General features: G+C 53.0%; 21 protein-coding genes. 10 read left to right on the top strand and 11 right to left on the bottom strand.

Features of this window, described 5'->3' with window-relative positions:
* Positions 1 to 12: 12 nt before the first annotated feature.
* Positions 13 to 930: a LysR family transcriptional regulator gene (locus tag WKR14_RS00870; protein ID WP_339087223.1), complete on the bottom strand. Its 918-nt coding sequence runs from the start codon at positions 928 to 930 to the stop codon at positions 13 to 15.
* A gap of 180 nt (positions 931 to 1,110) precedes the next feature.
* Here WKR14_RS00870 and WKR14_RS00865 point away from each other — a divergent pair, with 180 nt between their 5' ends.
* Together WKR14_RS00865 and WKR14_RS00860 are read left to right on the top strand one after the other, a co-directional pair.
* Positions 1,111 to 3,087 (top strand): ligand-gated channel protein, encoded by a 1,977-nt coding sequence (locus WKR14_RS00865; RefSeq protein ID WP_339087221.1) that lies wholly within the window; start codon positions 1,111 to 1,113, stop codon positions 3,085 to 3,087.
* 174 nt (positions 3,088 to 3,261) lie between these two features.
* Positions 3,262 to 4,788, top strand: a complete 1,527-nt coding sequence (locus WKR14_RS00860; RefSeq protein WP_339087219.1) for a hypothetical protein — start codon at positions 3,262 to 3,264, stop codon at positions 4,786 to 4,788.
* Between the two features lie 96 nt (positions 4,789 to 4,884).
* On the opposite strand, the gene WKR14_RS00855 is transcribed toward WKR14_RS00860, so the two are convergent.
* Positions 4,885 to 5,229, bottom strand: coding sequence for a hypothetical protein (locus WKR14_RS00855; protein ID WP_339087218.1), 345 nt, complete (start codon positions 5,227 to 5,229; stop codon positions 4,885 to 4,887).
* Positions 5,230 to 5,547: 318 nt separating this feature from the next.
* Between WKR14_RS00855 and WKR14_RS00850 the strand changes: the two genes are divergently transcribed.
* Entirely contained in the window at positions 5,548 to 6,090 is a 543-nt protein-coding gene (locus WKR14_RS00850) for a type II secretion system protein (protein WP_101053142.1), read from the top strand.
* On the opposite strand, the gene WKR14_RS00845 is transcribed toward WKR14_RS00850, so the two are convergent.
* Positions 6,087 to 6,956: an AraC family transcriptional regulator gene (locus WKR14_RS00845; RefSeq protein WP_101053144.1), complete on the bottom strand. Its 870-nt coding sequence runs from the start codon at positions 6,954 to 6,956 to the stop codon at positions 6,087 to 6,089. The two genes, WKR14_RS00850 and WKR14_RS00845, sit on opposite strands and share 4 nt — an antisense overlap.
* A 193-nt stretch (positions 6,957 to 7,149) precedes the next feature.
* On the opposite strand from WKR14_RS00845, the gene WKR14_RS00840 reads away from it, so the two are divergent.
* A complete protein-coding gene (locus WKR14_RS00840) occupies positions 7,150 to 8,307 on the top strand; it encodes an iron-containing alcohol dehydrogenase (RefSeq protein ID WP_339087217.1) in 1,158 nt (385 codons plus the stop codon).
* A gap of 205 nt (positions 8,308 to 8,512) precedes the next feature.
* On the opposite strand, the gene rpoH is transcribed toward WKR14_RS00840, so the two are convergent.
* The 4 genes from rpoH to ftsY all read right to left on the bottom strand — a co-directional run bounded on the left by rpoH (position 8,513) and on the right by ftsY (position 12,736).
* The gene (rpoH, locus tag WKR14_RS00835) at positions 8,513 to 9,370 is read right to left on the bottom strand and encodes an RNA polymerase sigma factor RpoH (RefSeq protein ID WP_028780766.1); all 858 of its coding nucleotides are present in this window, start codon (positions 9,368 to 9,370) and stop codon (positions 8,513 to 8,515) included.
* Positions 9,371 to 9,541: 171 nt separating this feature from the next.
* Positions 9,542 to 10,507, bottom strand: coding sequence for a permease-like cell division protein FtsX (ftsX, locus tag WKR14_RS00830; protein ID WP_101053148.1), 966 nt, complete (start codon positions 10,505 to 10,507; stop codon positions 9,542 to 9,544).
* A gap of 3 nt (positions 10,508 to 10,510) precedes the next feature.
* The gene (gene ftsE / locus WKR14_RS00825) at positions 10,511 to 11,203 is read right to left on the bottom strand and encodes a cell division ATP-binding protein FtsE (RefSeq protein ID WP_025012145.1); all 693 of its coding nucleotides are present in this window, start codon (positions 11,201 to 11,203) and stop codon (positions 10,511 to 10,513) included.
* A 3-nt stretch (positions 11,204 to 11,206) separates the two neighbouring features.
* Complete coding sequence (gene ftsY / locus WKR14_RS00820) at positions 11,207 to 12,736, bottom strand: signal recognition particle-docking protein FtsY (protein ID WP_339087215.1); 1,530 nt, start codon at positions 12,734 to 12,736, stop codon at positions 11,207 to 11,209.
* Positions 12,737 to 12,961: 225 nt separating this feature from the next.
* Between ftsY and rsmD the strand changes: the two genes are divergently transcribed.
* A complete protein-coding gene (rsmD, locus tag WKR14_RS00815) occupies positions 12,962 to 13,549 on the top strand; it encodes a 16S rRNA (guanine(966)-N(2))-methyltransferase RsmD (RefSeq protein ID WP_025888876.1) in 588 nt (195 codons plus the stop codon).
* Positions 13,546 to 13,848: a DUF1145 domain-containing protein gene (locus WKR14_RS00810; RefSeq protein ID WP_165564278.1), complete on the top strand. Its 303-nt coding sequence runs from the start codon at positions 13,546 to 13,548 to the stop codon at positions 13,846 to 13,848. Before rsmD ends, WKR14_RS00810 begins: the two co-directional genes overlap by 4 nt.
* On the opposite strand, the gene WKR14_RS00805 is transcribed toward WKR14_RS00810, so the two are convergent.
* The 3 genes from WKR14_RS00805 to WKR14_RS00795 are packed head-to-tail and all read right to left on the bottom strand — an operon-like array spanning position 13,839 to position 15,426.
* The gene (locus WKR14_RS00805) at positions 13,839 to 14,321 is read right to left on the bottom strand and encodes a hypothetical protein (RefSeq protein ID WP_101053152.1); all 483 of its coding nucleotides are present in this window, start codon (positions 14,319 to 14,321) and stop codon (positions 13,839 to 13,841) included. The two genes, WKR14_RS00810 and WKR14_RS00805, sit on opposite strands and share 10 nt — an antisense overlap.
* 47 nt (positions 14,322 to 14,368) lie before the next feature.
* Positions 14,369 to 14,704, bottom strand: coding sequence for a DUF4870 domain-containing protein (locus tag WKR14_RS00800; RefSeq protein WP_037436274.1), 336 nt, complete (start codon positions 14,702 to 14,704; stop codon positions 14,369 to 14,371).
* Between the two features lie 17 nt (positions 14,705 to 14,721).
* A complete protein-coding gene (locus tag WKR14_RS00795; protein ID WP_335923394.1) occupies positions 14,722 to 15,426 on the bottom strand; it encodes an MOSC domain-containing protein in 705 nt (234 codons plus the stop codon).
* A gap of 147 nt (positions 15,427 to 15,573) precedes the next feature.
* Here WKR14_RS00795 and WKR14_RS00790 point away from each other — a divergent pair, with 147 nt between their 5' ends.
* The 3 genes from WKR14_RS00790 (at position 15,574) to WKR14_RS00780 (ending at position 18,791) form a co-directional block, all read left to right on the top strand.
* A complete protein-coding gene (locus WKR14_RS00790; protein ID WP_157822657.1) occupies positions 15,574 to 16,362 on the top strand; it encodes a MipA/OmpV family protein in 789 nt (262 codons plus the stop codon).
* Positions 16,363 to 16,788: 426 nt separating this feature from the next.
* Entirely contained in the window at positions 16,789 to 17,484 is a 696-nt protein-coding gene (locus tag WKR14_RS00785) for a response regulator (RefSeq protein WP_165564276.1), read from the top strand.
* Complete coding sequence (locus WKR14_RS00780; RefSeq protein WP_339087214.1) at positions 17,484 to 18,791, top strand: ATP-binding protein; 1,308 nt, start codon at positions 17,484 to 17,486, stop codon at positions 18,789 to 18,791. Before WKR14_RS00785 ends, WKR14_RS00780 begins: the two co-directional genes overlap by 1 nt.
* A 214-nt stretch (positions 18,792 to 19,005) precedes the next feature.
* On the opposite strand, the gene WKR14_RS00775 is transcribed toward WKR14_RS00780, so the two are convergent.
* Entirely contained in the window at positions 19,006 to 20,214 is a 1,209-nt protein-coding gene (locus tag WKR14_RS00775; protein ID WP_101053162.1) for a multidrug effflux MFS transporter, read from the bottom strand.
* 113 nt (positions 20,215 to 20,327) lie between these two features.
* Between WKR14_RS00775 and WKR14_RS00770 the strand changes: the two genes are divergently transcribed.
* Entirely contained in the window at positions 20,328 to 21,287 is a 960-nt protein-coding gene (locus WKR14_RS00770; protein WP_025888907.1) for a LysR family transcriptional regulator, read from the top strand.
* Positions 21,288 to 21,297 lie beyond the last annotated feature (10 nt).

Raw genomic sequence — 21,297 nt, 5'->3', positions numbered from 1 at the left:
GACAACCCTGAGTCAAGCGGCAACCAGTGGACCATCTTCTGCAAAACAGGCACTCAGGGTTGCTATGGCTTCGCGGATCTTTGGCGCCTGCGCCTCTCGTCCCGCAGTCAGAGCGTAAACGCTGTACTGCGGCAGTTGCCAGTCAGGCAATAGAGGCAACAAAGTGCCCTGCTGCAAAAACTGCCGTACTTCAGGCTCCGGCAAGGCCGCATAACCCAAACCATCCAAGGTAAAGCGGATCAGACTCTGCATATTGTTGACCGCCAGACGCCCTGGCCCCAAAGACAGCTGCTCACCACTGACGGTATGACTCAACATACTGTCCTGCACCATACTCCCCTTATGGCACAGACGCTCCCAGTTCTGCAATTCACCGGGATGCATGGGCATTGAGTTCCCTCGCCTACGCAGAAAGTCCGGTGCTACGCACAAGAGCATCTGCCAATCGGCCAGATGATGAGCCACCAGCGCCGAATCGGCCAAAGGCCCGATACAGATAGCCAGGTCTAGGGCGCAACCCACCAGATCCACAGTCTCATCCTGCAGCTGCAGCGACAATTGAATGCCGGGATGCGCTTCCAACAGACGCCTTAGCGGCTCACTGAGAAGACCGCCACCAAATCCCACAGGGGCGGCTATGCGCAACTCACCGGCCGGACCGTCCTTCAAACGACTCAACTGCAGCTCTGTCTCATCGGCAAGAGCAATCATCTGTACACAGCTCTGGTAAAAGAGCTTACCTGCCTCGGTCGGTGTCAACGCCCTGGTGCTACGATTAAGTAGCCCAAGCCCAAGTTGCTGCTCCAGCTTGAAGATCTGCTGGCTAACGGCAGATGTACTCATGCATAACTGCCCGGCGGCGGCATTCATGGTGCCTTTCTCAACTGTGGTGGCAAATACCAGCATCGCCTTGACCATCTGCCTATTCATCTTTAAGCCCCATCACAACAGCAAAAACATCTCAGTTACAGCGGTCGCCATAAAGCATTCCTTAACTGTGTTTCCAGAAAAATGCGCTTGAGAGGATTGTATCATCGGCGTAAATTCTCGCCATTGAAAATCATTCTCATTTACCAAATTTGCAATTATGCATTCAGGAGTTTAAAGCCGATGTCTTTGTGTCGAATCAGCCCTCTGGCCAGCGCCATTGCCGCACTCTTCCTCATACCTGCAGCACAGGCCGATGAAGCGCCCCAAGACATGGAAGTCATAGTGGTTACCGCCTCCGGCTACGAGCAACAACTCAAGGATGCTCCCGCCTCTATCAGCGTACTTACCCGAGAACAGCTGGATAGCCGTTTCTATCGCGATATTACCGATGCCATGCTGGATGTTCCCGGTGTCGTGGTTACCGGCGGCAGCGATCGCCGTGACATTAGCCTGAGGGGCATGGGAAGCCAATACACACTGATCCTGGTAGACGGCATGCGCCAGTCATCCCGGGAGACTCGCACCAATAGCGATGGCCCGGGAGTCGAAGGCGCCTGGACTCCGCCACTGTCGGCAATAGACAGAATCGAAGTGGTGCGCGGCCCCATGTCATCCCTGTATGGTTCTGACGCCATAGGCGGGGTGATCAATATCATCACCCGCAAGGTTCCGGAAAACTGGCAGGGAGAACTCAGACTGGACAGCACAGTTCAGGAACACAGCGAATCCGGCAATATTTATCAGGGCAACTTCTTTGTCAGCGGTGCCCTGATCCCTAACTGGCTGGGGTTACAACTTTATGGCCAGTACACCAAGCGTGAAGAAGACCAGATAACCGGCGGTTACCGCGGTCGAGATGCCAACAATCTCAGTGCCCGTTTCTCGCTGACCCCGAGTGACGACCACGACATCATTTTGGAAGTCAGCAATGCCGTTCAAGAGTTGGACAGCACCCTGGGCAAAACCGTCGCCCCGCTCGCTCCCGGTGAATCCTGCGGTCGTTACGGCTGCCCGGCGTCCTCCACCACTGAATATGAGAGCCGCAAATACTCCTTGGCACACTCGGGCCGCTGGGAAATAGGCACGAGTAATACCTGGGTCAAATATGAAGAGTTCGAAAACAAAAGCCGAGAGATGACCATCAAGAACACTGATGCCCAGACCAGTCTGGTCACCGGCTTTGGTGATAGTCATACCACCACCTTTGGGGCCGCCTTCAACTACCAGGATCTCAGCGACAAGACAGGTAACCAGATAGGTGACCGTAGTGACATCAGCAGACGCCAATGGTCGGTATTTGCCGAAAACGAATGGCGCATGAGCGACACCTTTGCCCTGACGGCCGGTTTACGCATGGATGATGACGAAAACTTTGGCGAGCACTTCAGCCCCCGTATCTACGGAGTCTGGGATCTGACCGACAGCACAACCCTCAAAGGTGGTGTTTCCACCGGCTTCAGAGCCCCAAGCCTGAGACAAACTGTGCCGGATTGGGGCCAGGTCAGCCGCGGTGGCAATATGTATGGTAACCCGGATCTCAAACCCGAGACTTCAATCAACTACGAACTGGGGCTGCACACCGGCTTCGGCGACAATATCACCACGGCCCTGACCGTCTTCTATAACGAGTTTGAAGACAAGATCACCCGGGTACCCTGCCCCGAGAGTCAGTGTACCGACGGTCCGAACCAGTTTGGCTCCGATCCCACCACTTACGTGAATGTGGATGAAGCGGTAACTCAAGGGTTCGAGCTGGATTTCAACTATGACATCAATGATGACATCCAGCTTTCGGCCAACTACACCTATACGGACTCAGAGCAAAAGACAGGGCGCTATCAGGGCAGTCCATTGAATCAATTGCCCAAGCACCTGCTGCAAACCTCCCTGAACTGGCAAATCAACGACAGCTGGGGCAGTTGGGCCAGAGTGCACTACCGGGGTGAAGAGAGCCAACCCACCACGGGCCCCTCTTCGTCGACTCTGGTGGCCCCCTCTTACACTCTGGTGGATATAGGTGCCAACCTGCAGCTGATGGAAAACCTCAAACTCAGCGCCGGTATCTATAATCTACTAGACAAAGAGATTACCCAGGAAGAATACGGCTATATCGAAGACGGCCGCCGCTATTGGCTGGGGATGACCTGGAGTTTCTAACGAGGAAGCCTTATGCCGTTTTTATAAGCCAGAACAGTTCTGGGATATACTGGCGCCGTTCAACTCTCTCACTCCAAAGACCGCGCACCGCCGCGGTCTTTTAATAGCTGTTGCAAAAAACGCCATGACAGCGTTTACTGTGTCCGCGCCAAATTCCCAAGGTTAAGGAAAACAATGAAACTGATACTGATTATTATCGCGTTTGTGGCCTTCTTTATTGCCCTGAAAAAGTGGCAACGAGCCCAAGCGGTAAAAAGCGGCGACCCGGATGCCATGGCCAATGAAGGCTTGAGACTGATTGGCAGAAATAGAGTCGATGAAGGCATAGCGCTGCTGGAACAGGCCGCCAATAAAGATCATCCCGCCGCCGCCCAAATGCTCTATGAGTTCTATACCCGTCCCGAGCTGGAGATGGTGCCCAACGATGCCGACAAGGCGATGCATTGGGCCGCCAAGGCCTCGTCATTGGACAATGAATTTGCCAAGCTCCATGACCTGATGTTGGAGCTACGCCAACACCCTGCTTTTGGTGACAATATTCAGCTGCTGGAGCAAAACTTACTCCCCAGAGCCGAAGCCGGTGATACTGAGAGCCAGAGCCAACTGGGACGGGTCTATTCCCGTAACCCGATACTCGATAAGGACGGCAGTAAGGCGATGAAATGGCTCGAGTTGGCCGCCGCCAAGGATGATCCCGAAGCCTGCTTTCATCTGGGGATATTGCTGCAGGAGCCCAGGCAAGGGGAAGCCGATTTGCAGCAGGCCAGATTCTGGCTCACCAAGGCACACCAGCTGGGTGAAGCGGCCAGCGCCGGTCATCTGGCGGAAATGATGTTGCAAGGCCTAGGTGGCCCGGTGGATAAACGCCAGGCCGAGCAGCTGTTGATAGAGCAGGCTCAGGACAGCAGTTACTCGCAACTGACATTAGGGCAGCGCTACCTGAACGGTGACCAATTGCCCCAAGATCTGCACAAGGCCAGAGAATGGTTGGAAAAGGCCGCAGCCGACGAAGAAAACAGCGTGGCGGCGACTATTTGGGCCGGCTTCCTACTCGAACACTCCCACGACAGTCAGGATCATCTGCGTGCCAAGGCAATACTTGAACCCCTGGCGCAAGCCTGGGATCTGGGTGCCCACTTTCAGCTCGGCAAACTCTATCAACAAGGGCTGGGCATCAATCGCCAGCTGCCGCTGGCACTGATGCATTTCGAGTTTGCCGCCATGGCTGAAGAAGCCGAGTATATCGCCGCCAAAGAGACTCTGACGGCACGTCTGAGCCAATCGGAAAAGCAGCAAGCCCAAGCTCTCAAACAGGAATATTTGACCCTGCACCCCATAGATAACCTGGCCCAGGCCAGATTGGACCTGCTCAAGGGCCAAGCTCTACTGTATGCGGATGAGCAAGAATACCAGGAGCTGCAACAAGCGCTGCACTGGCTGGAAAAGGCCGCCTTCGGCGGAGAAACTCTGGCCTATGAAGAGCTGTATGAAACCTGCCTCAAGCTGGATAAACGGGTAGATGCCGCCGTATGGCTGTATCTGGAACTGGCAGAACATAACCAGTTTGGTTTTCAGGGGAATCTAGTGCTGCAGCAACAGGAACTGCTGCAAAGCTTTACCGAGGCCGAAACTGCCTGGTATGAGCAGCGTCTCGAAGAGATTCAGGCGCAACTGCCGCAAAACAACCCCGCGGCCGCTTAAAGCCTGTTTATATGTTAAACCTTGAAGATACAGACCCAGGCCAAGGCTTGGGTCTGTTGTTTCTGAGAAGATTGGCAAAATCGCTAACCCAGCAGTTCAGCCTTTATTCTTGATGGTCCAGTAGGCCGCGTTGACACCATCTTCACGAAATTCAATATCCACCGGGTACTCACGCTCACAACCTTCTACTATCCAGCGTTCATGCCAGTAGCGCTCACCGACTTCGCCTTTGGGCATCGCCAGCACAAAGGCAAAAAACTGCTCCGGCACCTCGCAGCCGCGGCGAGCCACTTCGGCGGCCACGCCCGGCATAGCATTCCTGAGCAGGGTTTCATTGGCTAAAGTGCCTTGCTGAACTATCTCCTCAGAGAAGTATTCCCCTTCGGCCGCGGCTACCGGCAGTGACCCCAGCAAACCACACAAGATCCCAATCCATTTCATCTGCTTTCCTCCCTGATAGTTTCAGTATCAATATTAGCCCGTCATCCCGCCACAGGCTCAACCAGCCTAGTCGAAGATTGCCATGCTTTAGGTCACCGGAGTGTGAACAAAGCTGTAGTTTCATGTAAAACAATATCTTAAGCTTTAATGTCTTTGGATTTATGCACCGAGGCAAAATACCATTAAGGAATCCATGGCAGCGACCTTCCCTATATCCACTGCCACTCTCAGCTTGCCAGACGTCAGAGGCTTGGCTAGACTGCCGCATCGGCGACGATTCAGTTGGCAATATCTCTATTCTATAAACCGGGCGATATAATGAAAGCAAAGCAGTATCAGGGCTTTACCCTAATTGAACTTGTAGTGGTGATTATTATCCTCGGGATCCTGGCAGTGGTGGCCGCACCCAAGTTCCTCAATCTGCGCGACGACGCCACAGAGCAGGTACTTAAAGGCCAGTATGCCGCCTTTGAATCTGCGGTGAAACTCTATCACAGTGGCTATCTGGCCAAAGGATATCAGGGCGCCATCGACAACCTCGCCAGCTTTGGTGATGGCAGTGTTGATTCCAGTGCCAACGGCTGGCCCTATGCCACAGCAGGCAAAGACACCCATATTTTCGACGCCTGCGAACAGTTGTGGCATGGCCTCACAGATACCGACCTCAGCATCGCCTATGTGGAAGATGCCAATCTGCCTACAACCACTGTCGACGTGGCCTATACCTATAAGCAAACGCCCAATACCTGTATCTACCGCTCAGTGTATTTTATCCAGCAAAATGAAGAGACACTGATCATGGAATATCTGCCGGATACTGGTGAGGTCTCGGTTAGCAAAACCTTCTGGAGTCAGCCTTAGAGCCTGGCTGTTTCCCCCGGACTCTGGTCAAAGTAACGCTTGAACTCCCGACTGAATTGGGCCGGGCTCTCATAGCCCACTTCCAGTGCCGCTTCCTTCACCTTGAGGCGCTGTCTTTGCAGTAGCTCTTTGGCCTTATTGAGGCGGATCTTCTTCAAGTACTGAATGGGCGATGAGGCGGTTACCTCCTTGAAACAGCGATGAAATGCCGAGGGACTCATGTTGACCAACTCGGCCAGCTGCTCTACCTCCACACTTTCACGATAGTTCTGGTGCAGATATTTGAGCGCCTTCTCTACCCGGGATAAACGGGTATGACTGAGCGCCAGCGCATATAAAGGCGCCGCATTGTCGGAAGCCAACACCCGAAACAGCAACTCCTGCACCATGGCCTTACCCAAGATCTCGGCTTCCAACGGCGACTGCAGAGCCAGCAGCAAACGCTCGACACAGCAAAGCATATCTTCGCTGTTGGCGGCAACAAAGAAGCCGCTCTGACGAGCATCATCGAGATCCTTGGGCATCTTGTGGTGTTGATCCATCATGCGGATCAACTGGTTCAGTTGCTGCAGATCTATATCCACCATCAGCACCAATACCGGTTCTTCCTCGGAAGCAAAGGTTTCACACTCCACCGGCATAGGCACTGTCATCACCAAGGTGTTCTGCGGATCATAGTCGTAGATCTTATCTTCGAGATAGACACGTTTACGCCCCTGGCCGACTATCATGATCCCTTGGGAATAACACATGGGGCCACGGCTGCCATAGGCCGAACTGCGAAACAGATGCACCCCTGGCAGGCTGGTGCTGTTGACCCCTTCATGCACCGCCAGGGCCGCCATTAAAGCTGCAATATCACTCATAACACTCTCCAATCATCAGGGTTTTGATACTAGCACCATCACAGAAAAAAGCATCAAAATAGCCAAATTTAAGCCCCTATTAACCAAACCAGGCAGGAATAGGCATAAACGCTCCAGCAATGTGTATTTCAATCCAAGCTGAGAGGACTAAGATGGCAACCATAGTTTTTCAGCTGTAGAAGAGAGATATATCATGCTCAATTTCGACTATCGTAACCCTACCCACATAGTATTTGGTAAAGACAGACTGGCAGAACTGGACCAACTGGTACCGGCCAATGCCAGAGTGCTGGTGACTTACGGCGGTGGCAGTGTCAAACGCTTCGGCACCCTGGACAAGGTCATAACCGCGCTGGGCGACCGTGTTGTATTTGAATTCGGCGGCATTGAAGCCAACCCCAAATACGACACCCTGGCCAGGGCTGCCGAGCTGGCGCGGCGCGAATCCATCGACTTTCTGTTGGCCGTCGGTGGCGGTTCAGTGATGGACGGCACCAAGTTTATTGCCCTGGCGGCAAAATTCGATGGCGACAGCAGCAGCTTGCTGCATCACGGTTTCAACCCGGTTCCTGTGACAGAGGTACTGCCTGTCGGTACAGTGGCGACACTGCCGGCCACAGGTTCAGAAATGAATGCCTTTGCCGTGGTCAGCCATCAGGGTGGCAAGTTTCCCGTGACTCATCCACAGAGTTTCCCGGTATTCTCCATGTTGGATCCCAACCTGACCTTCAGTTTGCCGAAGATCCAGGTCGCCAACGGCGTAGTCGACTCTTTCGTGCACGTGGTCGAGCAATACGTCACCTTCCCCGTGGATGCCAGAGTTCAGGACAGAATGGCCGAAGGCATACTGAAGACCCTGATTGAAGTGGGCCCTGTCACTGTGGCCGAGCCGGAGAACTATAATGCCCGCGCCAACCTGGTGTGGAGTGCCACCTCGGCGCTCAACGGTATGATAGGCAGCGGCGTACCTGCAGATTGGACCACTCATATGATAGGCCACGAACTGACAGCCATGTTCGGCATAGATCATGCGCAAACGTTGGCCGTAGTCCTGCCCTCTGTATGGCGGGTGCGCAAGGAACAGAAACGCGCCAAGCTACTGCAATATGCCGAGCGGGTTTGGGATATCACTTCGGGTGATGAAGACAGCCGTATCGAGCAAGCCATTGCAGCCACTCAGGCCTTCTTTGAACAGGTCGGCCTCAAGACTCGTCTGCGCGACTATGATGTGCCGCAAGAGCGTATCGCCGACGTTGTTGCCGCACTGGAAGCTCACGGCATGACGGCCTTGTCTGAAACCGGCGATCTTGGTCTGGACAGCAGCCGTGAAATCCTTGAGCTTGCCTGGTGACCGACCGATAAGACTGAACTTTGAGTCAGTGAATTAACCCACTCAGCTAAATCAAAAATCAGCAAAAGGTGCGAGAAATACCGAGATTATCCAGGTACAAAACGTCTGGATAATACTTTAAACGCCCGTCAAGAAAGCATAATGCCGTTCACTTGAGGTGAACGGCATTCATTAGCAATCAAAACAACACACTAAATAAGTTAGGTTATACGTCCATACAAGCCTTGAGCTTGTTCATGGCGTTTTTCTCCAACTGGCGGATCCGCTCGGCAGACACCTGATAGGTATCGGCCAATTCCTGCAGTGTGGTCTTTTCATCGTCCAACCAACGGGCCCGCAGAATATGCTGGCTGCGCTCATCCAAGGTCTTGATGGCAGACAACAGCTTGTTCTGGGCATTGGATTCCCAGTTGTCATTTTCTACCTGAGCCGCCAAGTCGGAAGAGTGGTCTTCCAGATAAAGCGCCGGGGCAAAGTCATGATCATCATCGTGATCATTGGTCAGGTCGAAGGCCGGATCCTGCGCCGCCATCCGCGACTCCATCTCGGTCACATCCTGTTTGGATACGCCAAGATTTTCGGCCACCATGGTGACTTCTTCATCGCTGAACCAACCCAGACGTTTCTTGGCCTTACGCAGGTTGAAGAACAATTTACGCTGTGCCTTGGTGGTGGCAACTTTAACTATGCGCCAGTTCTTCAGCACATATTCATGAATTTCTGCCTTGATCCAGTGCACGGCGAAAGACACCAAACGCACACCCACATCAGGGTCGAAGCGCTTGACCGCCTTCATCAGGCCTATGTTGCCTTCCTGGATCAGATCTGCCTGAGGCAGACCATAACCCGCATAGCCGCGGGCAATATGCACCACAAAACGTAAGTGCGACATAATCAGTTGCTTAGCCGCCTGCAGATCACCGGTTTCCTGCAAACGCTTCGCCAGCTCATACTCCTGCTCGGCGTCCAGCATGGTCATGCTGTTTACCGAATGGATATAGGCCTCGAGACTGCTGCTCCCTTGGGGAACCATCAGTGCCATTGATTGCGTTTGATCAGTCATTCACGCTCCTGTTTCTTACTGCTTTGATGCTCATTTCGGGTCGAAAAAAATGCTGATGAGCCGATGCACTATCGGTCAATTGACATATATTGTCAACGCCGTATCCAACACCCGGGGTTATTTTTACCCCGAAAATAGGACAATGCAAGTGAAGATAAGTTCATTTTTACATCAGTGAGGCTCTATGGCTCGCAGGTGTTGGCGCACCGACAGGAAAGACCCCAGCCAGCCCAAAAATGACGCCAGTGCCATCATCTGCAGCAGCTCGACAAAACTCAGGGACTGCATCTCAAGTTGGCTGCCATATAGGCCCAAAAGCGAGGCCAGCGCTCCATCCAGATACCAGACCAAGAGGTTGATTATCACCCAGGCGAGCATACCGCCGATAACACCATACCAGATGCCGGTATAGAGAAAAGGCCGTTGAATAAAGGCTTCTGTGGCCCCGACCAGCTTCATGACCTCAATTTCACTGCGCCGATTCATGATAGCCAGGCGAATCGTGTTGCCTATGACCAGCACCACAGCCAGGATCAGCAGCGCCGCCAACGCCAGCACAGTACGTTCCAACAAGCGCACCAGCGCCTGTAAGCGCTCCAGCCACTCGATATCCAGACGGCCAAAGCTCACCTCTGGCTCACGCTCCAGCTTGGTCAAAAGCTCTCTGGCGCCTGTTGGGCTGGAATACTTTTCGGTGGGGATCACGCTGATCACCGCCGGCAAAGGGTTGCTTTCCAGATAGGAGAGCGCCTCGCCGAAACCAGACAGCTGTTGGAACTCCGCCAGTGCCTCGTCACGATTGATATAGTCGACCTCATCGATTTCCGGGTAGACCTTAATCCGCGCCAGCAGGCTCTGAATACTCTGCTCTGAGCGGTTCCCCTCGATAAACAAGGAGATCTGTGCCGCGCTGTTCCAGGATTGGGTAATGGTCTCGGCATTTTTTACCAGCACCTGCAAGGCGGCCGGCAAACTCAGGCTGACCCCCAGCACTGCCATAGTCATCAGCGATGAGATAGGGTTGCGCCACAACTCACCCATGCTGGCCATGGCATGCTGTATATGGCGGATAAAGAACATCACTATCCGGCCGGAAAGCGGGAGTTTACTGCGGGTCAATGAAGGCTGGGCAGACATAGCTTATTCCTTAGCGCTCATGGGGCTGGTCCCCAGTTCTTCACCACCTATCATCCGCCCCTGCTTCAGGGTCAGGGTGCGGTATTTCATTCTGGCGATAAGACCGAGATCATGGGTGGCAATCAGCACACTGGTGCCCGCATCGTTGAAGGTTTCAAACAGCCTGAGAATATCCATGGATAGCTTGGGGTCCAGGTTACCGGTCGGTTCATCGGCCAGCAATAGAGGGGGTTTGTTGACTATCGCCCTGGCAATGCCTACCCGCTGCTGCTCACCGCCCGAAAGCATGATGGGATTATGGCGCTCTTTACCATAGAGCCCCACCATATCCAGAGCACCGGCTACCCGCTTGCGGATCTCCCCCAGGGTAAAACCTTCGATAACCAAGGGCAGCGCCACATTGTCAAACACGCTGCGATCCATCAATAGATGGTGGCTTTGGAAAATCATCCCGATATCGCGGCGCAGGTAAGGCACATGGCCGCGCTTGATACCGGCGATATCATGGCCGTTGATCCATACCCGGCCGGCGCTGGCGCGCTCGATAACAGTGATCAATTTGAGCAAGGTACTCTTACCGGCCCCGGAATGCCCGGTAAGAAAGGCCATTTCACCCCGCTGAAGATGAAAACTCACATCAGACAGTGCCTTTTGGCCCCCGGCGTAAATTTTGCTGACCTGCTCAAATCGAATCATATATCAGTTATCCGCCTTCTCCTGACTGAACAGGGCTTCGATAAAGTCTTTGGCATTGAAGGTACGCAGATCGTCTATCTGCTCTCCCACGCCTATGTAACGAATAGGAATACCAAATTTATCGGCAATGGCAAAGATAACTCCGCCTTTGGCGGTACCATCCAGCTTGCTGATACTGATACCGGTAACCCCGACTGCTTCCTGGAACAGTTGCGCCTGACTGATGGCATTCTGACCCGTACAGGCATCCAGGGTCAGCATCACTTCATGGGGAGCGTCCGGATCCAGTTTCTTCATCACCCGAACCACTTTCTTCAGCTCTTCCATCAGATGGCTCTTGTTCTGCAATCGACCTGCGGTATCGGCAATCAACACATCGATATTTCTGGCCTTGGCAGCCTGCAAGGCATCAAACAGCACAGAGGCGCTATCGGCACCTGTATGCTGGGCAATCACAGGAATATCGTTGCGCTGGCCCCAAACCTGCAGCTGCTCAACCGCAGCCGCGCGGAAGGTATCACCGGCTGCCAGCATGACAGACTTGCCTTCGCGCTGATACTGTTTGGCCAGCTTGCCTATGGTGGTGGTCTTGCCAACGCCGTTGACACCCACCATTAAAATAACGAAAGGCCCAGCGGCATTGTCCGGCACCAGAGGCGCACTCACAGGCTCCAGCGTCGCCAGCATCTCCTGCTGCAGCAATTCATATAAGGCTTCGGCATCCTTGAGCTGCTTGCGTGAAGCATGATCTGTCAGGCTGGAGATCAACCGACTGGTGGTTTCCACCCCAACGTCGGCAATAAGCAGTTGCTCTTCCAGCTCTTCAAACAGGTCATCATCAATCTTTTTACCACGAAACAGCCCGATAAAACCGCTACCGATATTTTCGCTGGTGCGCATCAGCCCCCGCTTGAGGCGGGCAAAGAAGCCCTCTTTAACAGGTTTTGCCTGTGGCTCAGGTTGAGCTTCTTCCTCGGCAACCTGTTCAGCCTGGGCTTTTTCAGCCGCCAAACGTTCAGCTTCGGCTTGCTCTGCCTGTGCCTTTTCAGCCGCCAGACGCTCAGCTTCGGCTTGCTCGGCCTGCGCCTTTTCGGCAGCAATACGCTCGGCTTCAGCTTGTTCTGCCTGTGCCTTTTCGGCAGCAATACGCTCGGCTTCAGCTTGTTCAGCTTGTGCCTTTTCGGCAGCAATACGCTCGGCTTCTGCCTGTTCTGCCTGCGCCTTTTCGGCAGCAATACGTTCGGCTTCTGCTTGTTCAGCTTGTGCCTTTTCGGCAGCAATACGCTCGGCTTCTGCCTGCTCGGCTTGTGCCTTTTCAGCTGCCAGACGTGCTGCTTCTACCTGCTCGGCTTGTGCCTTTTCAGCCGCCAGACGATCAGCTTCGGCTTGTTCGGCCTGCGCTTTTTCAGCAGCTAAACGTTCGGCCTCTGCCGCGGCTTCTGCGGCTTGTTGTTCGGCGAGTTTGGCCGCCTGCTCGGCTTCGTCGTTGCGTTTGTCTTTACGAAACCAGGAAAAAAAACCTTTCTTTGCCATCAGTGCTACCAGTGCTCAACATCGTGGGGGATCTTCAGGAGCCGGGCTCCCGCTTGAGGTCGCAACTATTTCCCTGGAGCAACGGGGCCTGTTACTGGCATTCCCGAGCGATAAAGGGCTTTAGCTTCATCTCACCTTTTCGGCTGAGTTTGTTATAAAATAGCGACGCTTTTAAGGTGGCATAGTCTACCACTTTCTTTCTTCAGGCAAAATCACGGGGGCAAGATGGCCAAAAATAGACCGGGCAGCGGTCAGGTTCGTATTATCGCAGGCCAATGGCGCTCGAGAAAATTACCCATCCAAGATCTGGAAGGGCTGAGGCCAACCACAGACAGAGTGCGGGAAACCCTATTTAACTGGCTGGCAGGAGAACTCAGCGGCAGCTCGGTATTGGACTGTTTCGGTGGCAGTGGTGCTCTGGCATTGGAAGCCCTGTCTCGCTATGCCGCTTTTGCCAGAGTCTATGAGCTGCAAAAAACTGCCGCTCAGCAACTGCAGCAGAATCTGCAAACCCTAAAATGCGATAGTGCCGAGGTCATTAACGGCGATGTATTGGCCGGTTTGGCGCGCCCTGCCGATCGCCGTTTCGATATCGTGTTTATCGATCCCCCTTTTCGCAAGGGACTGGCCGAGCAAACCCTAACCCTGCTGGCCCGGCATCAATGGCTCAACCCAGGCGCCCTTATCTATCTCGAAGTGGAATCAGAATTGCAGCAGTTGCCGATACCGGCTGACTGGGAAGCATTGAAAGAGAAGCAGGCCGGCCAGGTCAGCTACCGCCTGTATCGCTTCCCGGGAGGAGTAGAGTCATGAAAGCCGTATTAGTGTTGGGAAAACTGGCGACCCTATTGGCCTGGGTGTTGATGTTTTTCAACCTGTTCAGCCCGTTTGAAGGCAATATCGGCGTGATACTCACCATACTTCTCGGGGTAACCGCCATGATGCATGGGCTGCAGGTGCTGATATTTCACACGATATTTTGTCAGTTGTTGCCGCTCAAGGCTAAAGACTATCTCAACGCCTTTCTATTCGGGGTGTTTGCCTTGCTGGATTACCGCCAACGAGCGCTGAGTCAACTGGCTGCAGAAACCTCGACAAACTCTCAGGATTGAGGCGGCAAAGGCGCCTCTTTACCCTTGGCCAATATTTCCAGAATTTGCTGCAAATGCTGGCTCAAAGCATCAGCCTCAGCTGCCGCAAATCTTTGCTTAAGGGATGCATCGAGTTGAGTCGCCAGCTCAGCCTTCACAGCAGAGAGAGCTGGTTGGTTCTCTTCAACCTGTAACTTGGCAATGCTGAGAGCCAACAACTTAAGCTCAGGCAACAACTCTATTTGCTTCAATGGTGCCAATAAACCTGGGTCGTCATCACTGAGTCGTTGATCCAGAGTCATCAGCAGTTGGTCGACCCGCGCCAACGTCTGCTCTCCGCGCTGATACAGAGGGGTTATGGCAACATCATTGGCAAAGCCAGTGAGTTGATAGAGGGTCACGCTCAGCGTCAGCACGATTAACAACAGCGGCAGTGACAACCCGAACACCAGACCGACCCAAAAGTTATTGATACCGGATAAAAAGGCTCGCATTGCTCCTCCGCTGTCTGCAACAAGGCCATCCAATGGATGGCCCGGGTTCACAGGAATTTGATTGCCAAGGGGTACTTGTATTCCACCCCCTCACTGGCCTTGACCGCTGCGACTATGGTCACCACCACATCGAAAATCGCCAGTACAGCCACCAGCACCAAACCTATGCCAACAAAGATCAGGATCAGGCTGATGATGGTGTAAATGATCATACTGATTTTGAAGTTCAGGCAATTACGGCCGCAAACATCGACAAATTCAAACTCTTCCCGTTTCATCAACCAAACGATCAACGGCCCCAAGATAGTGCCGAAAGGGATCAGGTAACCGGCAAAACTCGCCAGGTGCACCAACATTCCCATGTCTCTTTCCTGCTTTTCCATGCTGTTTCCTAACTTTTTCAGTTCAAAGCCAAACTATCCGGGCCATAGAGGCGCATCTGCCAGTCTTCTATGCTGCCCCGCTCCAGTCGGCGCTGCAAGCTGCCTACCCAGCTGGCCGCCAAACCTTCACAGCTGAGCAGCCTGTCATAGGCGGCCGCATCAAATTCGGGGCGAAAATACAGCTTCATCGCCTCGGCGACACTGATATCGGTACGCCTTTGTTTCAGTATCAGGGCATCCTGACAGCTTATGATGCCAGGCTTAAGCACCCGATAGAACCAACCTGACATACCTGTTTGCTGCATGGCAAGGGCAAAGTCCCTCTGGCCATATTGGTGATTGAGCTTAAAACAGGGTGAACGTGGTTGGGTGACCTGCAGCTCGACTTCGCCAAAGCTGAGGATATCGCCGATATGAATATCTGCCTCGGTCAGGCCAACACTGCTGATGTTTTCTCCCATGGCCGGAGCATCCTGCCCCGCGGTTATCAGCCCCATGCGCCGGTAGTGGCCATAGTGCTCGCGAGGGAAATGATGCAGTACCCTATCCGGGCCACCATGATGTTTGGGATCCGCCTGGGCATCACCCGCAACCCTGTCGCCGAAAACCTCCAGTGTCTCCATCCGAGACTTGTTATCTATCCCGCTTGCCAGCTTGTCCCTGAATGTCAGTTTATCACCGGCATACAGCCCAGAAATCTTGTCAGTCAAACACTTGGTCACGTTACGTCTCCCTTCGGGTGCCAAAGCCCGATCATACTCCAAGCTTACGGGACAGATCACGGACATTTCCATACAAAGCGGCACTATTGTATGGCCGCAGCGCCGAGGACAATGCCCTGGATTTCTTATGTATTCAGGAGAAGTAATATGAAAGCATTCAGATTCAGCGCCCTGGCCCTCATTGGCGCTGCAGTAAGCAATGCCGCCTTGGCGGACAACACTGACGTTTATATCCGTAATGGCCAGATTTACAGCCATGAAAACAGTTTCTTTGTCTCTGCCGGTGCCTATCAGGGCAGCGAACTCTATCAAGGCGTCGATTCCAAGCTGCGTCCCTTTGGCAACCTGGGTTATAACGGCAAGGACTTCAACGCCTCACTGGCCAATATCAACTACCGCTTCTTCGGTAATGATAAAGATCTGTTCAACCTGAGTCTGTATCTGGGTAGTCCTGGTATTGCCTTGAAAGGCTCAGACGCTGCAGCGCTTGGCGGCATCCATGAACGTAAGCTGAGTGGCGATCTGGGTATCAATCTGGATACCCAACTGGGATTCGGTACTCTGTCCACCTCGGTACAACATGACGTAACCAACAGATACAACGGCTTTATCGGCCAGGTCCGTTACGCCGTACCACTAAACCTGGGCTGGGGCACTGTCGTTCCCTACGCCGGCGTCAGCTACTTAAGCCGTGACTTTACCCAATACTACTTCGGAGTCAGCAAGGCTGAAGCCAATAAGCAGCATAAGGACTACCAACCGGGCAAAGCCTTCACCTACAACGCAGGTTATAAGCTGATTGTGCCTCTGAGTGAACATCTCGAACTCAGCCAAAGCAGCAACTTCAACTACCTGGATTCCGCCATTGCCGACTCGCCGATTGTCGATGGCAAACAACAGTGGAACGCCAACCTGGCACTGACTTATTACTTCTGAATCTGAGGCCATTGGATGAAATCGCTTAAAAACCTCTTGCTTACCATAGGTTTAGCCATAGTAGTCAGTGGCTGTGCGACCCATTATGACACCCAGAAATTTTCCTGGGATCTCGACAAAGACTTAACGAGAACTCAGGTGGACTCAAATACTTGGTGGAATAACTATGTTAACAACCATAACGACAAATACATAATGGCAGCACTCTGTCAGAAACACCGCTACTCCCAGTACTGCAAAGGTTAATTTATAGCGATCTATAACTTGGATTTTCGGCTGGCTATATTTTCAATACTGTCAGCTGCATTACTGGATGTTCGTGGGTAAAGGGGTGACCAAGTCCCCCTTTATGTCAATTGAGCTGTCACTTATGTAACCGGAGTGATAATTTTGCTTTATCTAAACCCGCATGCTTATCGGCAGGAAATGGCAAACACTCGCATAACACTCGTAGAAGACGATAATAAGATCAGTGACCTTCTGACAAATTATCTCAGAAACCAACATTTTGATGTAGAGCGAATAAACGATGGTAGTCGCGCAGGACAACTTATCCTCGAGCGTCAGCCTGAACTGGTGATCCTGGATCTTATGTTGCCGGGAAGCGATGGCTTGAGTATTTGTCGTGAAATCCGCGCCCAATACCAAGGCAAGATACTGATCCTGACCGCCAGTGAGGACGACATGGATCAGGTGGCCGCGCTGGAGATGGGCGCCGATGATTTTGTCAATAAACCAATCCAACCCAGAGTACTGCTGGCCAGGATCCGCATGTTGCTGAGACGTCAGGAAAATGTGCCAACGGAAAGCAATCGCGAACGCCAGTTCGGAGAACTCTACCTGGATAATGCCCGCAAGCTTTGCACCATCAGTCAGACAGAAGTCAACCTCACCACTGCCGAATTTGACCTGCTATGGCTGCTGAGCTCACATCCGGATGAAATACTGTCGCGAGAGTATCTGGTCAAAGAAACCCGCGGCATAGAGTACGACGGAATAGACCGTAGTATAGATAACAAAGTAGTGATTTTAAGAAAGAAATTAGGTGACAACCCCAGCTTGCCGCGCAAGATAATCACGGTAAGAGGCAAGGGTTATCTATTTGTACCGGATAGGTGGTAATGAAACGGCTGTTTATCTTCTCCTACCTGGTGCTGGTGTTTCTGTTTTTCACCTGCTTCATTTTTGTCTTTCAACTGGACTTCTTTTCCTCCGATGAGTGGGAAGCCGACTATCAGGATCGCTCCTATATATCACTGAGCCAGTTGTTATCGGATATCTCGGCGGCCGAGGGCGTTGCCAGTGCCGAGTCATCACTTCAACAAGTACTAGGCAACCTGCACAAACAGCTGAGGGTCATCTCGCTGGACTCGGATGAGCTGTCGGCTGACGAAAAACAGCGCCTGAGAGAAAACCAGCGTTATATCAAAGATGTGGAAGAGGATATCTCCTACATCATGTTCCAAGGCTCAGACAAGGTGTATGCCATCAGCCGCGATGAGTCCGCCCCCTTCTGGCAGGAATACTACTTCAAAGAATCCATTGCTTTCTGGGTGCTGTTTCCGGTACTGGCTTTTATCAACTTTGTGCTGCTCTACCTATTGGCCCGGCGTCTGCGCCGCTTGGAGCGGGTTCACAACGCCTTTGCCAATGGTAATTTCAAAGTTAGAGCCAAAACAGGTGTTTGGCACAAAGTGGGGCACCTGAACCAATCCTTCAACCAGATGGCTGACAAGATAGCCAAACTCATCGACAGCAACAAACAACTCACCAATGCCGTAGCCCATGAAGTGCGTACACCTATATTCAGGATCCGTTGCAATCTGGACATGCTGGACGATTCAGGCGTTCGCCCGGAGCAAATGCCCTATCTGGAAGGCATACATCAGGATCTGGATGAACTTGGCACCATGGTGGACGAATTGTTGCATTACGCCAAGATGGAACGGCGTCAGGCGCCATTACAATTGAGCTGCCAATCATTGAATACCTCGCTACAAGAGCTGATTGCCCACCTGCAGTTTGAAACCGATATCGCCCTTGAACTCACCACCACAGAACCACTGGAGGCCATGGTAGACCTGCGCCTCTGGCACAGAGCAATCAGTAATATCATCCGCAACGGCTACCGTTATGCCAGCCAAAGCGTCAGCATAAAGCTGAGCGGCGACACTGACAGAATCAGGCTGCATATTGCCAACGATGGCCCGGGGATCCGGGATGAAGACAAACAGCGCATTTTTGATCCCTTTGTTCGCATCGACAAGTCACGGGATCGCGACAGCGGCGGTCACGGCCTGGGACTGGCCATCAGCGCCCAGATCATTCGCCAACATGGCGGAGACATCACCATTAGCGACACCGCAAACGGCGGCCCAAGTTTCGATATCTGGTTACCTAAACCGACAACAAGCTGCCAAAACAGATAAAAAAAGCCCCGTTAAAAAACGGGGCACCAGCAAATCAGTGGGGAATCAGCGAGTGAATCACCGCGCCATAAAGAAGACTCGCAATCGAGATTAAGCCCATCACATGACAAGCTTGTTACTCTAATAAGACATTGGTATGAAAATAAAAAATGCCCGCTGCAGCGGTCAACTGCAACGGGCCAAGGGTGAAACCTTAATCTGTTGAAACTAAAGCTCAGTGATGCGCACACTGTTGCTCCTGATGCCAAGCATTAAAACGGCTCTGGGCCATGACCAGCAGCAGCACCATAGACAGGCTGCCCATCACCAAAGTCACGGCAAATGGCGCACCGAGGTCGGTTTGCTGCACCAGACCGGCCAGCAAAGAAGCGCCGCTCATCTGAATGAAACCAAGCAAGGCCGCCGCAGTACCGGCGCGCTCACCGAAGGCCGCCAACGCCATACTGGTTGCCGGACCCAGCAGGAAGGCAAAGCCGACACACAGCAACATCATGGGCAACATAAAGCTCATGGCGGCAGCCATACCTTGCTGAGGACCATAGATCTGCAGTACAGGTTGTATGGCGGCAGAAGCCAGCAACAACCAGAGCGAAAACACAACAGTCGTGCGATTTCCAAGGCGTTTGGTGACCACTGGCGCAGCAAAACAGGCAATAATATTCACCAAGGCGTTAAGGCCAAACAGGCCACTGAATGCCAGTTCTGACATACCCAGATGATCAATCAGCCACACAGGAGCGTAGGACACATAACTCAATATTGAGGCCATACCCGCCATGCAGCAGAAGGCATAAAACAGGAAGTGGCGTTCGGCCAATACAGGCTGATAACGGCCCCAACGGTACAGCGGCCCACTGCTGACGGTATTCTGCGGCCGGGTTTCTGGAAAACGCAGGCTCACCAGCAGCAGGATCACCAAGCCGTAAACAGCCATCAGCCCAAAGGTAGAGCGCCAACCGAAGTGCATCGCCATCACGCCGCCAATCGTTGGTGCCAGTGCGGGGATGACGCAAATCGCACCGTTGAGATAGCTGTAGATGCGGGTACTTTCAGCCGGTGTGTAACAGTCACGCACCGCGCTAAACACCACAATAGAAGTGGAGCAAGCTGCCAACCCCTGCAATACCCTGGCAATCTGTAACCATTCGAACTCCATGGCAACCACAGCCAACAGCGCACTGAGCACATAGAGAGCAATTCCTCCCAATGCCACAGGCCTGCGGCCAAATCTGTCTGCCAAGGGGCCTATGAGGATCTGTCCCACCCCCATGGCGAACAGGAAAAGCACCAGAGTCGACTGGACTTCGCCGGCACTGACGCCATATTCACTGGCCATGGTTGGCAGAGAAGGCAGATAAATATCGATGGCCAGCGGGCTTAGCAGCACCATGGCCATCAGCATAGGCAGGAGTCTTTTTGCCATAGGTTGTCGTTCAATCCTGAGTGAAAACTGAGATGGGGCACATTCTAATGAACTGGTGGTATGAAAAGAAATGATATAATCTCACAACATAATTTCCTCTGAGGAATATCAGGGTGAATCTGGATAACCTGGCCCGTATCGACCTCAACCTGTTGGTCATGTTGCAGGTGCTGCTGGAAGAGCGCAGCGTGACCCGCGCCGCCAATCGGCTGCACCTGAGTCAATCTGCATTGAGCAAGAGTCTCAACCGTCTGCGCGACATGTTGGGCGATCCTCTGTTTCAGCGCACCGCTCACGGTCTCAAACCGACAGCGCACGCCGAACAGTTAGCACAACATCTACCTATCGCCTTACAAAGTTTGCATCAACTGACCCAACCTCCCGTGTTTACCCCGGCCAGCAGCAACCGGCAGTTTTCGCTCACCATGGTAGAAAGCGCCTATGAAACTCTGCTGCCCAGTTTTATCGGTCGCTTGCTCAGCAACGCCCCCAATGTCAGGCTCGACTCCTACGTCTGGACCGAAAAATCCATGCAGGCACTGCAGCAAGGGCAGATAGATTTGGGTATTTCGGGAAGGGATCTGCAGCCCAGCTCCAGCTTTCACTTCAGCCAGTTGCCGGAAGGGATCCTGTATCAAACTCTATTTCAGGATCATCAAGTGTGTCTGGTACGCGAAGGACACCCGGCGCTGCAAGCTCAAAAGAACAAAGTCTGGGATCTGGCGGCCTACCTGGCGCTACCCCATGTACAGGTGCGTTGTGAGGGTAATGATTGGTGGGCGCTGGACTACTTTCTGGCGGATCTCGGTCATCATCGCCGCCTCAGTGCTACAGTGCCCGACTTCTACGGTGCTGCCAGTATTTGCGCTCACAGTGACTTGGTATTTACCCTGCCCTCCAGTTTTGCACTGCACGCCTGCAAGCTTTACTCGCTGCAGCAATTGCCACTGCCGATAGACTTTATGCCCATGGCTTATGTGCTGCTCTGGCATGAGCGCAATAACGACGACCCCGGCCACCGCTGGATGCGGCAGCTGATAGGTGACAGCATGAGCAGTAAAAAGACCGCCTGAGCAGCGGTCT

Source organism: Shewanella chilikensis, from assembly GCF_037953065.1.
GTDB lineage: Bacteria > Pseudomonadota > Gammaproteobacteria > Enterobacterales > Shewanellaceae > Shewanella > Shewanella chilikensis.
This window is presented reverse-complemented; position numbering and strand designations above follow the sequence as displayed.